9 protein-coding genes and 1 tRNA gene are annotated in these 14,640 nt (G+C 58.4%); 7 read left to right on the plus strand and 3 right to left on the minus strand.

What is annotated here, in order from left to right; translation table 11 throughout:
- Positions 1-251 precede the first annotated feature (251 nt).
- The 4 genes from ACZ5C3_RS27760 to ACZ5C3_RS27775 all read left to right on the plus strand — a co-directional run bounded on the left by ACZ5C3_RS27760 (position 252) and on the right by ACZ5C3_RS27775 (position 6,613).
- Positions 252-1,832, plus strand: a complete 1,581-nt coding sequence (locus ACZ5C3_RS27760; protein WP_464034289.1) for a type I restriction-modification system subunit M — start codon at positions 252-254, stop codon at positions 1,830-1,832.
- Entirely contained in the window at positions 1,829-3,010 is a 1,182-nt protein-coding gene (locus tag ACZ5C3_RS27765; protein WP_464034290.1) for a restriction endonuclease subunit S, read from the plus strand. Before ACZ5C3_RS27760 ends, ACZ5C3_RS27765 begins: the two co-directional genes overlap by 4 nt.
- Positions 3,011-3,022: 12 nt before the next feature.
- Positions 3,023-6,451 carry a DEAD/DEAH box helicase family protein gene (locus tag ACZ5C3_RS27770; RefSeq protein ID WP_464034291.1) on the plus strand — a complete coding sequence of 1,143 codons (3,429 nt, stop codon included), beginning with the start codon at positions 3,023-3,025 and terminating at the stop codon, positions 6,449-6,451.
- An 85-nt stretch (positions 6,452-6,536) separates the two neighbouring features.
- Positions 6,537-6,613, plus strand: a tRNA-Arg gene (locus ACZ5C3_RS27775).
- A gap of 51 nt (positions 6,614-6,664) precedes the next feature.
- Here ACZ5C3_RS27775 and ACZ5C3_RS27780 read toward each other — a convergent pair.
- Complete coding sequence (locus ACZ5C3_RS27780; protein WP_464034292.1) at positions 6,665-8,695, minus strand: YgiQ family radical SAM protein; 2,031 nt, start codon at positions 8,693-8,695, stop codon at positions 6,665-6,667.
- 358 nt (positions 8,696-9,053) lie between these two features.
- On the opposite strand from ACZ5C3_RS27780, the gene ilvD reads away from it, so the two are divergent.
- On the plus strand, positions 9,054-10,898 hold the full coding sequence (gene ilvD / locus ACZ5C3_RS27785; RefSeq protein ID WP_464034293.1) for a dihydroxy-acid dehydratase: 1,845 nt from the start codon (positions 9,054-9,056) through the stop codon (positions 10,896-10,898).
- Between the two features lie 142 nt (positions 10,899-11,040).
- Entirely contained in the window at positions 11,041-11,211 is a 171-nt protein-coding gene (locus ACZ5C3_RS27790; protein ID WP_464044404.1) for a hypothetical protein, read from the plus strand.
- Positions 11,212-11,229: 18 nt separating this feature from the next.
- On the opposite strand, the gene ACZ5C3_RS27795 is transcribed toward ACZ5C3_RS27790, so the two are convergent.
- Both ACZ5C3_RS27795 and ACZ5C3_RS27800 read right to left on the minus strand, forming a co-directional pair.
- A complete protein-coding gene (locus ACZ5C3_RS27795; RefSeq protein ID WP_464034295.1) occupies positions 11,230-13,038 on the minus strand; it encodes an ABC transporter ATP-binding protein/permease in 1,809 nt (602 codons plus the stop codon).
- An 88-nt stretch (positions 13,039-13,126) separates the two neighbouring features.
- Complete coding sequence (locus ACZ5C3_RS27800; protein WP_464034296.1) at positions 13,127-13,963, minus strand: FkbM family methyltransferase; 837 nt, start codon at positions 13,961-13,963, stop codon at positions 13,127-13,129.
- 317 nt (positions 13,964-14,280) lie between these two features.
- On the opposite strand from ACZ5C3_RS27800, the gene ACZ5C3_RS27805 reads away from it, so the two are divergent.
- Positions 14,281-14,631 (plus strand): hypothetical protein, encoded by a 351-nt coding sequence (locus ACZ5C3_RS27805; RefSeq protein WP_464034297.1) that lies wholly within the window; start codon positions 14,281-14,283, stop codon positions 14,629-14,631.
- The last annotated feature ends 9 nt before the right edge of the window (positions 14,632-14,640 follow it).

Here is a 14,640-nt window from a genome sequence, read left to right on the forward strand (position 1 = left end):
TCCCCTAAAGCCGGAAAATATCCTGGGCCTTACTGAACAGTTCGGCGATCCAGCGAGATTGCATCGGACGACCCCTAAAGCGGATAAAACAGCCCCCCTGAAATCCGAACTACCTTGGACAGGTGAGCCGTCCTTGCGGCTCCTATCAGACGAGCCGGGACAAGTATGCCCCTAAGGCTTAGGTCGAACGCCAACCTCCTTCACTATTTGCTCTCTCCCCAGTAGGTTTACCGGCTGATTTGGGAGGCGAAATGCTCACTGGTGAACTGCGGTCGAAGATTGATGGGGTGTGGAATGCGTTCTGGGCCGGGGGCATAGCCAATCCGCTCGAGGTGATCGAGCAGATCACCTACCTCCTGTTCATGCGCGGCTTAGACGACGCGCACACGCGCGAAGAGAACAAGGCCAATCGCCTTAGCAAGCCGATGGAACGACGCATCTTCCCGGAGGGCAAGGATGGCCTCGGCAAGGGCGGAGGCGTGGCCTACGAGGAGATGCGCTGGTCCAAGCTGAAGAACATCAGCGATGCTCAAACTATGTTCGACTTGGTCTCCGGACACGTTTTCCCGTTCCTGCGCACTATGGCCGACAACGACACCGCCCACGCAACCCATATGAAGGGCGCCCGCTTCACCATTCCGACGCCCGCGCTGCTGGTGAAGGTTGTCGATCTCATCGATAAACTTCCGATGGAGGATCGCGACACCAAGGGCGACCTCTATGAATACATGCTGTCGAAGATCGCCAGCGCCGGGCAGAATGGCCAATTCCGCACGCCGCGGCACATCATTTCGCTGATGGTCGAAATGACCGCGCCCGCACCAAAGGATATCATCGTCGACCCGGCCTGCGGCACCTGCGGTTTCCTTGTCGCAGCGGGGGAATATCTGCGCGAGAACCATCCCAAGCTGTTTCACGAAAAGGAAAGCCGCGATCATTTCCACGAGGAGATGTTTCACGGGTTCGACTTCGATGGAACCATGCTACGCATCGGCTCCATGAACATGACGCTGCACGGCGTCGACAATCCCGATATCCGTTACAAGGATTCTCTGTCGCAGGAGCACGGCGGCGATGAAGACCGTTACTCGCTGGTGCTTGCCAATCCACCGTTCGCCGGCTCGCTCGACTACGAGACCACTGCGAAAGACTTGCTTGCGGTGGTCAAGACCAAGAAAACCGAACTTCTGTTTATGGCACTATTCTTGAAGCTGCTGAAGCCCGGCGGGCGGGCGGCAGTGATTGTGCCGGACGGCGTGTTGTTCGGCTCCTCGACCGCGCACAAAGCACTCCGCAAGATGTTGGTGGAGGACCACAAGCTCGACGGCATCGTCAAACTGCCCTCCGGCGTATTCCGTCCCTATGCGGGCGTTTCCACGGCGATCGTGCTGTTCACCAAGACCAATTCCGGCGGCACGGACAATGTCTGGTTCTATGATTGCCAGGCCGACGGCATCTCTCTGGACGACAAGCGAACCCCGCTATTATCGACCGAAAAGCTCGGACCCCGCCCCGGCACGCGGGATGAGGCTGGGCGGCTGACTCCAATCACGCTGAGCATTGATGAGCTGGCGAAAAACAATCTGCCGGATATTGCCTCGCGCTGGAAGGAACGCAACGGCGCCGAGCGCGAGCGTCCGCGCACAGCGCAAAGCTTCTCCGTCTCCAAGACCGAGATCGCGGCGGCAAGCTACGACCTCTCAATCAACCGCTATCAGGAAGTGGTGCACGAAACCGGCGAGCATCGCGCCCCGAAGGAAATCATCGCGGAGTTGAAGGTGCTGGAGAGAGAGATTGCGGCGGGGTTGGAGGAGTTGGAGAGAATGCTGTGACTATACATGTCACTCGACTCGACGACGTGTGCGAAATTAACCCGCGCATGCCGAAGACCGTTTCAGACGAAGATTTGGCATCCTTTTTGCCGATGGCTGCAGTCTCCGAAGATGGGCACATTAGCTTCGAGGAACAGCGCGAAGTTCGGGAGGTCAAGAAAGGATACACGTATTTCGAACGTGGCGATGTCTTGATTGCCAAGATTACTCCGTGCTTCGAAAACGGCAAAGCCACTCGAACTTCGTCGTTGATCAATCCGATAGGCTTCGGCTCCACTGAGTTCCATGTATTACGAGCAGGCGATGAAATCGACCCTTCGTATCTCTTCCACTTGATTTGGAATTCTAGATTTAGAGAAGTGGGCGCGAACAACATGACCGGCAGTGCCGGCCAGAAGCGAGTACCCGCTGATTTTATTAAACGTCTTCAAATCCCTCTCCCTCCACTCGACGAGCAGCGGCGGATCGCGGCGATCCTGGACAAAGCGGATGCGCTGCGCCGTAAGCGCAAGCGCGCGCTTGAATTGCTCAACGGCCTTCCACAGTCGATCTTTGTCGAGATGTTTGGAGATCCATTGAAGGATCAAAAAGACAGCGGCGATTGGACTTGTGAGCCGTTGGACGCCAGCATCAGTTATATCGACTATCGAGGAAAAACGCCGCCAAAAGCCGAAACGGGTGTTCGCTTGATAACCGCGAAAAACGTAAAAATGGGGTATATCAACCCCGAGCCAATGGAGTTTATCGAAGCTGATGCCTACGACCATTGGATGACGCGCGGATTTCCAAAGATGGGCGACGTGCTGTTCACTACGGAGGCTCCGCTCGGTAACGTCGCAATCTTAGACAGCCCCGATAAACTTGCAGTTGGGCAACGACTTCTCACGATGCAGCCGGATAAATCAAAAATCAAAAGTGAATATTTGGCCTATTTTTTGCGATCACCGGGATTCTCGAAGAAAATGATCGAGAACAGCAGCGGTTCTACCGTCCGAGGAATCAAATCACGCCTCCTTAAGAGAATTGATATTTGTTACCCGCCCATTGAGCATCAAGCGCGATTTGCCGCTGCCTTGCGGACGCTCAATGCCATAAAAGAGCAGGCTAGTGCTCTTCATATCGGGGCGGACTCTCTCTTCGCATCCCTCCAACATCGCGCCTTTTCGGGCCAACTCTAGGCGGACAATTGCATGTCCAACTTCGCCTTCCTCGCCGCTGAATTCCCTGCCGTGCATGAGGCTGCGGTGGAGGCGGAGCGTCAGGCGGGCGTGTCGCCGACGGCGGCGGCGTTCTTCGCGGGCAAGACCGTCGAAGTCGCGGTGAAATGGGCTTTCAAGAACGACCCCGGCCTCAAGCTGCCCTATCAGGACAATATCGCGGCCCTGCTGCACGAACCGACGTTTCGTCGCGCCGCGGGCGAAGCCGTCTACAGCAAGGCACGCTACATCAACACCTTGCGCAATCGTGCGGTGCATGAGGAGAAGAAGATCACCGCGGGCGATGCCGCCGGCGCGGTGAAGGAGCTGTTTCACGTCTGCTTCTGGTTCGCGCGCACCTATGCGCGCAAGGGCAAGCCGGCCGACGGACTTGTGTTCGATGCATCCGTGCTGTCGCGCCGCGACGAGGCGTTGAAGAAGGCGTTCAGCCACATCAAGGCGCAGCAGGCCGCGCTCGACTCTAAGAACGGCGAGCTGACCAAGCTGCTTACCGACAGACAGAACCTCGATGACGAACTAAAGACGCTGCGCGCCGAGGTTGCGGCTGCGCGCAAGGCTGCAGAGGCGCAGCCCGACGCGCACGACTACAACGAAGCCGAGACCCGCGACCGCTATATCGACCTGCTGCTGCGCGAGGCCGGCTGGCCGCTGGACAAGCCCGAGGACATCGAGTTTCGCGTCGAAGGCATGCCGAACAACGAGAGCATTGGCTTTGTCGATTACGTGCTGTGGGGCGCGGACGCCAAGCCGCTCGGTCTTGTCGAGGCCAAGCGCACCCGCAAGGATGCGCGGCAAGGCCAGCAGCAAGCGAAGCTTTATGCGGATCGGCTCGAAGCCCGTTACGGCCAACGGCCGGTGATCTTCTACTCCAACGGCTACGAGCACTGGATCTGGGACGACACGCGCTATCCGCCGCGCCAGATCGGCGGTTTCTACAAGCGCGATGAGCTGGAGCTTCTGATCCAACGCCGCGCTAGCCGCAAGTCGCTAGCCGAGACACGCATCAACACCGCGATCGCAGGCCATAAACGGCCCTATCAACAGCGCGCCATCCGCTCCATCGCCAAACACTTCGAGGAGGATGGCGAGCGTAAGGCGCTGCTGGTGATGGCGACGGGCTCGGGAAAGACACGCACCGTGATCGCGCTGGTCGACCTTCTGATGCGCGCCGGCTGGGTGAAGCGCGTGCTGTTCCTCGCCGATCGTGTCGCACTGGTGAACCAGGCCGCAGGCGCCTTCAAGGCGCATCTGCCCGATTCCGCTCCGGTGAATCTCGTCACCGAGCGGACCAGCGAAGGCCGCGTCTTTCTATCGACCTATCCGACGATGATGAACCTCATCGACGGCAAGCGGGACGGCAAGGCCAAGTTCGGCCCCGGTCATTTCGACCTCATTGTCATCGACGAGGCGCATCGCTCGGTCTATCAGCGTTTCCGCGCCATTTTCGAATATTTCGACTCGTTCCTTGTCGGACTGACGGCGACGCCGAAGGAAGAAATCGACAAGAACACCTATTCGCTGTTCGACCTCGAAGACGGCGTGCCGACGGACGCCTATTCCCTCGACGAGGCGGTGGCTGACGGCCACTTGGTGCCGCCGAAGGCGATCTCCGTGCCGCTGAAGATCGTGCGCTCCGGTCTGCGCTATGACGATCTCAGCGACGAGGAAAAGGACCAGTGGGACATGCTGGAGTGGGGCGAGGACGAAGTCCCCGATACTGTCGAAGCGGCCGAAGTCAATAAGCGACTATTCAATACTGATACGGTCGACCTCGTTATTGCTCACCTGATGCAGCACGGCATCAAGGTTGAAGGTGGCGACCGGCTCGGCAAAACGATCATCTTCGCCAAGAACCAAGATCATGCGCTGTTCATCGAAGATCGATTCAACAACGCCTATCCAAACCTGGCCGGACATTTCGCCCGCGTTATCACCTATAAGACTGGAGCCTACGCCCAAACCTTGATCGATGACTTTTCGAACAAGACCAAGGCTCCGCATCTCGCGATTTCAGTCGATATGCTCGACACCGGCATCGACATCCCTGAGGTCGTCAATCTCGTCTTTTTCAAGCAAGTCCGCTCCAAGACCAAGTTCTGGCAGATGATGGGACGCGGCACACGACTATGCCCGGACCTGTTTGGCCCTGGTCAAGACAAGGAATTCTTTCGGGTCTTCGACTATTGCCAGAACCTCGAATTCTTCGGTGCTGATCCGGAGCTGAAGGAGGCGAGCGCAGCGAAATCGCTTTCAGAGCGCTTGTTCACAGCGCGACTCGATCTCGTGCGCGCGCTGGATACAAAAGCTGGCAAATCCGACGGCCTTTCTGAGCGCTCTCAACAGACTTATGGAGAACCTCACTCAGACCAGCCCCTGCCAAGCGAGCAAGACATTCAAGCAGATGCGTTGAAGACATTGCAGGAGACGGTTGGTGGGCTCAACCTCGACAACTTCATCGTTCGCCAGCATCGCCGTGTCGTCGAAAAGTATCTTGCCCCGGACGTCTGGCATGCGATCGACGACGAGAAACGCAAGGAGCTGGTTGACGAAATCGCACCGCTGCCCTCCTCACGCAGCTTCGGAACGGAAGAGGCAAAGCGTTTCGACCTTTTGATGTTCTCACTGCAGCTCGCGCTGCTGAAGGGCTCTAAGCGGTTCGATACATTGCGGAAACAGTTGCTGGAGATCGCTTCGGCACTCGAAGAGCAGACTGGCATTCCAGCAATCGCGCAACAAGCCGCTCTGATCGAGGAAGTCCAGACTGATCAATGGTGGGAAGGCGTCACCGTCCCGCTGCTTGAACTCGTCAGGTTGCGGCTGCGCGATCTGGTTCAGCATATCGAGAAATCGAAGAGAGCGGTGGTTTACTCGAATTTCGCCGATGAGATCGGGGACGGCGTCGAACACGAATTGCCACAGGTCGGTGAGGCTGACTTCGCTCGCTTCAAGGCGAAGGCCCGGCACTTTCTGAAGGCCCACGAAGATCACCTCGTTTTGCACAAGCTGCGTCAGGGTCGGCCGCTCACCTCGACCGATCTCGGTGAACTTGAGAAGATGTTATTGGACGCGGGTATCGGGGAGGCTGGAGATATTCAACGCGCCCGCGAGGTGAGCCACGGATTTGGGCGGTTCGTCCGATCGCTGGTCGGATTGGATCGTGCCGCGGTTAGCGACGCTTTCGGCGAGTTCCTAGGGACGGGCACCGCGACAGCGGCCCAAATCGAATTCGTCGGCATGGTGATTGAACATTTGATCGATCAAGGTGTCATGGATCCAGGTCTGCTCTACGAGCCGCCATTTACGGACATCGCCCCAACGGGACCGGATCAGCTTTTCGGCGAGGAGCGGGTCACGCAGCTGTTTTCCAAGATTGAAGCGCTTAATGCTTCCGCAGTGGCCTGAACACTGACTCGGTGGACCATCTGAGCACCAGGAAGCCCTTTATGACCGTTGCCCGCATGCGGCCAATCGGCTAAATGGGACTTAAGCACCCGTAGCTCAGCTGGATAGAGCGTTGCCCTCCGAAGGCAAAGGTCACACGTTCGAATCGTGTCGGGTGCGCCACTGCGACAGCATCACAGCACGCAGATTCAGGCGCCCGTCCACCGCGCCGTTTCACTTCCTGATCGGCACGCCCTTCGTGGTGAAGCGCTGCGTCCTGCCGCCATCGCGAACTGGGCGTCGCGTGCCGGCAGCCTTGCCGGTGCCGGGCGGCTGATGGGCCGGCACAAGTTGATCGGGGCGTGAGCCGATCAGATCGGCGCGACCCATGTCTTTCAGCGCCTCGCGCAACAGCGGCCAATTATCAGGATCGTGATAGCGCAGGAACGCCTTGTGCAGCCGGCGTTGGCGCAGCCCCTTGATCGCCTCAACCTTCTCACTCGCTCCGCGCCGCACACCGCGCAACGGGTTGACGCCGGTATGGTACATGGCCGTGGCGGTGGCCATCGGCGACGGCAGGAAGGTCTGAACCTGATCGGCGCGATAGCGGTTCTTCTTCAGCCAGAGCGCGAGGTGCATCATGTCCTCGTCGGTCGTGCCCGGATGCGCCGCGATGAAATACGGGATCAGGTAATACTTCTTGCCCGCCTCCTGCGCAGCCGCTTCGAACATTTCCTTGAAGCGGTCGTAAGCGCCGATCCCCGGCTTCATCATCTTGTCGAGCGGACCGCGCTCGGTGTGCTCGGGCGCAATCTTCAGATAGCCGCCGACATGATGCGTGACGAGCTCTTTGACGTATTCAGGGCTCTTCACTGCAAGATCGTAACGCACACCGGACGCGACCATGACTTTCTTGACGCCCTTCGTCTCGCGCACCTTGCGGTAGAGCCGGATCAGATCGTCGTGCGAGGTGTTCAGGTTCGGACAGATGTCGGGGAACACGCAGGACGGCAGTCGGCACGCCGCCTCGATCTTTGGATCCTTGCACGCCATCCGGTACATGTTGGCGGTCGGCCCGCCGATGTCGGAGATCACGCCAGTGAAGCCCGGTGTCTTGTCGCGGATCAGCTCGATCTCGCGCAGGATCGAACCCTCCGAGCGGTTCTGGATGATGCGGCCTTCGTGTTCGGTGATCGAGCAGAACGTGCAGCCGCCGAAGCAGCCGCGCATGATCGTCACCGAGAACTTGATCATGTCCCAAGCCGGGATCTTGGCATCACCATAGGACGGATGGGGCGCGCGGGCGTAGGGCAGATCGTAGACGGCGTCCATCTCCTCTGACGTCAGCGGGATCGGCGGCGGATTCAGCCACAAATCGCGATCACCGTGACGCTGGACGAGTGCTCGCGCGTTGCCGGGATTGCTCTCTCGATGCAGCACGCGTGATGCGCGGGCATAGGCTTCGCGGTCCTGCTCGACCTGTTCGCACGCCGGCAGCCGGATGACCGTATCGCCGGGGCGGCGGCTTGCGCCTTCATCGGCGGAATCGAGATCGTCGGCGTGCAGTTCAGTGTAATTCTCAGGCACGCGGCGAAACAGCGCGACGCCCCGGACATCATCGAGATCGCGGGGCGAGTCGCCGTCGGCGAGCCGGTGTGCCACTTCCACAACGGCGCGCTCAGCATTGCCGTAAAGCAGCAGATCCGCTTTGGCATCCGCGAGGATCGAACGGCGCACCTTCTCGGACCAGTAGTCGTAGTGCGCGATGCGGCGCAGCGACGCTTCGATGCCGCCGAGCACGATCGGAACATCCTTGAAGGCTTCGCGGCAGCGCTGGGCATAGACGATGGTGCAGCGATCCGGCCGCTTCCCGCCCTCGCCGCCGGGTGTGTAGGCATCGTCATGGCGCAATCTTCGATCCGCCGTGTAGCGGTTCACCATCGAATCCATGTTGCCGCCGGTGACGCCGAAGAACACCCGCGGCTTGCCCAAAGCCTTGAACGGCTCTGCCGACTGCCAGTCAGGTTGCGCGATGATGCCGACCCGGAACCCCTGGGCTTCCAGCAGCCTGCCGATGATCGCCATCCCGAAGCTCGGATGGTCGACATAGGCATCGCCCGTCACCAGCACGATGTCGCAGGCATCCCAGCCGAGCGCCGTCATCTCGGCGCGGCTCATGGGCAGGAACGGCGCCGCTTTGCCGGAACGCGTCCGGTGAGGCGGCAACGACATCAAGGGCTTTTCAGCGACTGCGAGATTGTTCATGGCGCCACGCATAGGGCTCCGGGCCTGCAAATACAACCAGCGGACGGCGATTTCGACGACCCGCGAAGACGTCCGCGATCAAGAATATTGTCGTAATATCTCAATGAGATAAACGTTCGGTGTCTTGTGCTGACTGGCGCGGCACCCTCACCGCGATGGCGCGGGCAACTTCCGGTCATCGCAACCCCGATTTCCGGCACTTTTCCCGCCGCCAGGGCTCGGATATCCTTCCCGACCACCCGCGATTGGAACGAACGGGCCACCGCATAGCGCCCCTGCGCCAGGTCCCATTCAATTCTGCCGGTCTGCCCTCTAAAAGATAATCATCTCAAAATCACAAATACTTAAGGGACAAACGATGCCTGCCTATCGCTCCAGAACGACAACCCATGGCCGCAACATGGCAGGCGCACGTGGCCTCTGGCGGGCCACCGGCATGAAGAACGAGGACTTCGGCAAGCCGATCATTGCCGTGGTCAACTCGTTCACCCAGTTCGTGCCCGGCCACGTCCACCTCCAGGACCTCGGCCAGCTCGTTGCGCGCGAAATCGAGAAGGCGGGCGGCGTTGCGAAAGAATTCAACACCATTGCGGTCGACGACGGTATCGCCATGGGTCATGACGGCATGCTCTACAGCCTGCCCTCACGCGAAATCATTGCCGACAGCGTCGAGTACATGGTCAACGCGCATTGCGCGGACGCCATGGTCTGCATCTCTAACTGCGACAAGATCACGCCCGGCATGCTGATGGCCTCGCTGCGACTCAACATCCCGACGGTGTTCGTGTCGGGTGGCCCGATGGAATCCGGCAAGATCAATCTCAAAGGCAAGAAGCGTGCGGTCGATCTGATCGACGCCATGGTCGCCGCGGCCGACGACAAAGTCAGCGATGAAGAAGTCGAAGTCATCGAGCGGTCCGCCTGCCCGACCTGCGGCTCGTGCTCGGGCATGTTTACCGCGAACTCCATGAACTGCCTCACCGAGGCGCTTGGACTTGCGCTGCCAGGCAATGGCTCCATCCTCGCGACCCATGCCGATCGCAGAGGACTGTTTGTCGAGGCCGGTCATCTGATCGTTGATCTCGCACGCCGCTATTATGAGCAGGACGACGAGACCGCGTTGCCGCGGACGATCGCCAGCTTCAAGGCATTTGAGAATGCGATGACACTCGATATCGCGATGGGCGGATCGACCAACACTGTGTTGCATCTGCTGGCCGCGGCCTATGAGGGTAAAATTCCTTTCACCATGCAGGACATCGACCGGCTGTCGCGCCGGGTGCCGGTGCTCTGTAAAGTTGCTCCTTCGGTCGCAGACGTACATCTTGAAGACGTGCATCGCGCAGGCGGCGTGATGGCCATCCTCGGCGAGCTCGATCGCGCAAACCTGCTCAATCGCGGCCTGCCAATGGTTCATAGCAAGACGCTGGATGACGCCCTGGGGCGCTGGGACATTCAACGCACCAAGAGCGAAAGCGTCCGCACATTCTTCAAAGCCGCGCCCGGCAACGTGCCCACACAAACGGCGTTCAGCCAGGAACGCCGCTTTGAAGAACTCGATAACGACCGCACTGCCGGCTGCATTCGCGATTTCGAGCATGCCTTCTCGAAGGATGGCGGTCTCGCCGTGTTGTTTGGAAATCTTGCGCTTGACGGCTGCATCGTCAAAACAGCCGGCGTCGATGACAGCATCCTAAAGTTTGAAGGACCGGCACGCATCTTCGAAAGTCAGGACGCCGCAGTCGAGGGGATTCTCGGCGGCAAGATCAAGGCCGGCGATGTCGTGGTGGTTCGCTACGAAGGACCGCGCGGTGGCCCCGGCATGCAGGAAATGCTCTATCCGACCAGTTATCTGAAGTCGAAGGGCCTCGGAAAGCAGTGCGCGCTCATCACCGACGGACGCTTCTCCGGCGGATCATCGGGCCTGTCGATCGGCCATATGTCGCCGGAAGCAGCGGAGGGCGGGCTGATCGGACTCGTTGAAGACGGCGACCTCATCAAGATCGACATTCCTGCGCGCTCCATCAGCCTTTTGGTCGACGACGCCACGCTCGCGCAACGCCGGGAAGCGATGCTCGCCCGTGGGACGGATGCATGGAAGCCTGCGAAGAAGCGGAACCGCAAGGTTTCAATGGCGCTCAAGGCCTATGCAGCCCTCACCACCAGCGCCGCCCACGGCGCAGTGCGCGTCGTTCCGGAATAAGGCTGCTTCTCCGCCGTGAGTTTAAGTGACAGGCTCTCTTGAGAGCCTGTCACGATTACGCGTGATTACCGATTCTGCTTGCGGCGCCGTCTATTCTGCGGCGAACATGGCGCGGTTCCCTCTGAGAGACCGGAGTTTTGACATGGTCAAAGCAACGAGCAAGCCGGGAAAGAAAGACGCCAAGGGCACGAAGCCCGGCAAAAAGGAACCTCCCGACAGCGATATTCCTCCGCCGGAAGATGAATTCGGCGGCGGAGATTTCGTCTCTCCTGTCGAGTCGCCACCGACGGATGACGACAAGCCGCTTGAGTAGGATCGCATGATGCTGCGATCAGAACCTTGAGGCGACAGTAGCCCGACGCATCGCTGGCAAGAACTCCCCGGTGGCGCCCATCAACCTTGATCCGCCCGGATATCTTTCAAGCGTGACTTTGTGACCATGAAAGACTCCGAGCTCGGCGCGATGCGCGACACTCACAATCGCGGCGTCTTTCATTTCGTCGTTGAGTAATTGCATCATGCGGCTCTGGCTACGCGCATCGAGCGCGGATGTCGCCTCGTCCAGCACGATGATGTCAGGCCGATGGAGAATGATCCGCGCAAAAGCCAGTCTTTGTTTTTCGCCGCCCGACAGAATCTGGTCCCAGGACGCTTCCTCCGCCACGCGCGTCTCAAGATGAGCCAGGCCGACTTTATTGAGCGCGGAGCAAATTTGATGCTGTGTCCAGTTTTCAGCAGCAGCGGGATATGCAACCGCACGCCAGAGCGAGCCTGATGGAATGTAGGGCTTTTGTGGCAACATGAATAATCGACGTCCGGCGCCAACATCGACGCTACCGCTGCCCCACGGCCAAAGTCCCGCAATCGCCCGCACCAGCGTACTTTTGCCGGAGCCGGATTCACCCGCGACGAGGATCCGCTGGCCCGGTTCGATCGTCATGCGCGAGCGCTCGACCACGGTCGTTCCATCGTCGAGAGCGACCGACAAGTTGTTAAGGGACAGAAGGGCCGACCCCGCAATTTGGCCGCGCCTGATGCGGTTAAGCCCTTCGCTTCGTTCCTCGGTTTCGAGCTTGTCGAGTAATCCCATCAGGATCGCGACACGGCGCGCACTGCCATTCCAGTCCGCCAACCGCGGATAATTGTCCACGAGCCAGCCGAAAGCGCTTTGCACGATGGCGAACGCCGACACGGCTTGCATCACTTGCCCCAGGGACATTTCCCCTTCGAGAAATTTCGGCGCACACAGGAGAATCGGAACAACCGGCGCAAGCAGGCTTGACCCTTGTGAGACGACAGTCGTCCGCATGTGCTGGCCACACAGCAGCGCCCACTTGTTGATCACATTGCCGAACGAACGCTGGATTTCAGCACGTTCTTCCGCTTCGCCGCCTAAGAGCGCGATGCTTTCACCGTTCTCGCGTACCCGCATCAGCGAATAACGATATTCCGCTTCAGCCTGGTTCTTTCCGATCGAGACCGAAACGAAGTTTCTCCCGACAACCATCATCAGGCTGCTCGCGATGACGGCATAGAGAACGGCCGCCACGACGAGAAAACCTGGAATGGTGACGCTGATGTTGGAAATCTGCAGCGAGACCGATCCACCGATGGTCCAGAGCACGACGATGAATGTCGCAGCCGAAAGGCACGCCAATGTCACGCCTGCGAAAAAATCAACCGGCGCATCGGTCGCAACACGAAGATCCTCGGCGATCCGGTATTCGGGGTTTTGATGGCGATCATCGATTAGGTTGAGCTGGTAGTAGCGACCGTTCTTAAGCCAACGGCCGACAACACTCTTTGCAAGCCACCCGCGCCAGTGCCGCTGAATTCCCATCCTGACAAAGACCTGTGTCGTGCTGCACACCACACTTGCGGCAACCAATGGAAAGAAAATCGCCGCCAAATGAAGGACAATAGAGGCGTCCTTCTTCTCGATGGCGTCGAAGATCGATCGGTTCCAGACATTGATGCGATACTGTAGGAAAACATGCACAACGATCAGGGCAAGAAGTCCTCCTGTGAGTATCCAGGCCAACCGATCGCCTTCGAAGCTCCAAAAGCCGCGAGCGCTTTTCCAAAAGCGCCTGAGCAAATCGTGATGTTCGATGCGTGCCGTCTTTGCCGTTGAAAGCATGAGATCCGCCTCCGGATTGTGGACGAGATCGCTTCAACCGATAATAAGTTTGCAATTCTTCTGGCACGGACCATGTCCGGCCGCACATCTACTTCATGAGCAGCCGCGATACGAGTTCAGCGTCACGGCGTGGCACGAACATATAATCGCATTCGGCGGCATTATCCCAAGTCCAAATTTTGTTCGGGAATTGCGCGATGTTCGTAAGAGCGCGAACGGTGCTGCAGTCATCGCTCTTCTCCACGTTGAGACAAATGTAATCCATGTCGACAATGAACGACATCAGATCCCTCATTCTCTGCTCGTGGATAGCTTCACTGACCCTGCTATCCCTATGAAGCACCTCGCAGAGAATCCAGCATCCTTCCTTGAGAGTCTTTTTCATTCCACGTAGCGTGGAAAGCTCGGCCCCCTCGACATCGATTTTTATAAGAGCGATGTCGGAAATTCCAACTCGTAGACGAATATCATCAAATTTGTAGCAAGCGACGAATTGAACGGCCCATTCGCGGTCGGGCCGCAGATCTATTTCAATGCTTGCTGAAGAGTCGACGATCGAGTCCTTCTCAAGCAACAATTCCCGTATCGTGTTTTCATCTGCCAAACCCGCCGGGATCAACGAACAATCCAATCGGCCATTAATGCGGATAATGTCGCTGAGCGCGCTGACACAATGATGATTTGGCTCAAATCCGAAATATGACGTGGTTATTGAAGCTGCGAAGTAATCCATCAACGTCTGGCCGCAGTTCGCGCCGACATCAACAAACGCACCTGCACGCTCGGCCAATACCTTGCCGATGACCTCCGTTTTCCAGTCTGGTTTCCACGTTACAAGTTGATCTGATGCAACAGGATCTGCGGGAATGAGGATGTCTCCGCGCGACACCTGAACCCTGTAGCACGAGAGAGAATTTACGCTCATTCGGATGCCTTGACAGCAATGACGCTTGGCCAATATCCTCGCCTAACATTAGCAAATTGTTGCTCTCAAGTCTCGCAAGTCGTCTGAGCGTCGTAAGCTACTGAGCTCATCGCTGCTGCACCTGAATACTGAGAGCTCTCGACTCGCCCGTTAAGGGGAGCGACAATTGGCCGGCTTCAAGTCAACAGGGTGAATGCGTTTCGGCGCAACGGAAGCGGCTGGCGCTACAAAGTTCCTGTATTTTAGTTGCTTAGTGCGTGAAGACGATTCCGAAGTTCCGGGCCATGTCTTGACGCAACTCGCGACGGATCAGCACCATGACAATGGCCATCCGCGACGAGGATTTGTTTGAAGCAACATCGCCCTTTACGGTGCTGCAACGTACGGGGCTGGAGAGACGGGGCGTCCCCAATCTTACCCACAATGGTGTCTGGGTTATACTCGCCGGATGGGTACCGCTGGTTCTCCTCGCAGCCTTGCAAGACCTCGTGTGGCATACGGACAGTATCCGCTCCCTCATCAGCGAGATCGGAGTCTATGCACGATATCTGATCGCCGCACCCCTGCTCGTTGTCGCGCAGGCGCGCTTCGCCCCCCAGTTGAATGCCATTTTACGTCAATTCGTCCGTTCATTGCGATTCCGCGGGCCACCCTCTTCCAATATTTAAAGGGGCTGC

The organism is Afipia dichlorophenoxyacetatis, assembly GCF_055386385.1.

Bases quoted from the DNA above. Each gene is read 5' to 3' on its own strand.
- ACZ5C3_RS27790 (WP_464044404.1), top strand. From the start codon at position 11,041: ATGGTCAAAGCAACGAGCAAGCCGGGAAAGAAAGACGCCAAGGGCACG.
- ACZ5C3_RS27795 (WP_464034295.1), bottom strand. From the start codon at position 13,038: ATGCTTTCAACGGCAAAGACGGCACGCATCGAACATCACGATTTGCTC.
- ACZ5C3_RS27770 (WP_464034291.1), top strand. From the start codon at position 3,023: ATGTCCAACTTCGCCTTCCTCGCCGCTGAATTCCCTGCCGTGCATGAG.
- ACZ5C3_RS27780 (WP_464034292.1), bottom strand. From the start codon at position 8,695: ATGAACAATCTCGCAGTCGCTGAAAAGCCCTTGATGTCGTTGCCGCCT.
- ACZ5C3_RS27760 (WP_464034289.1), top strand. From the start codon at position 252: ATGCTCACTGGTGAACTGCGGTCGAAGATTGATGGGGTGTGGAATGCG.
- ACZ5C3_RS27805 (WP_464034297.1), top strand. From the start codon at position 14,281: ATGACAATGGCCATCCGCGACGAGGATTTGTTTGAAGCAACATCGCCC.
- ilvD (WP_464034293.1), top strand. From the start codon at position 9,054: ATGCCTGCCTATCGCTCCAGAACGACAACCCATGGCCGCAACATGGCA.
- ACZ5C3_RS27800 (WP_464034296.1), bottom strand. From the start codon at position 13,963: ATGAGCGTAAATTCTCTCTCGTGCTACAGGGTTCAGGTGTCGCGCGGA.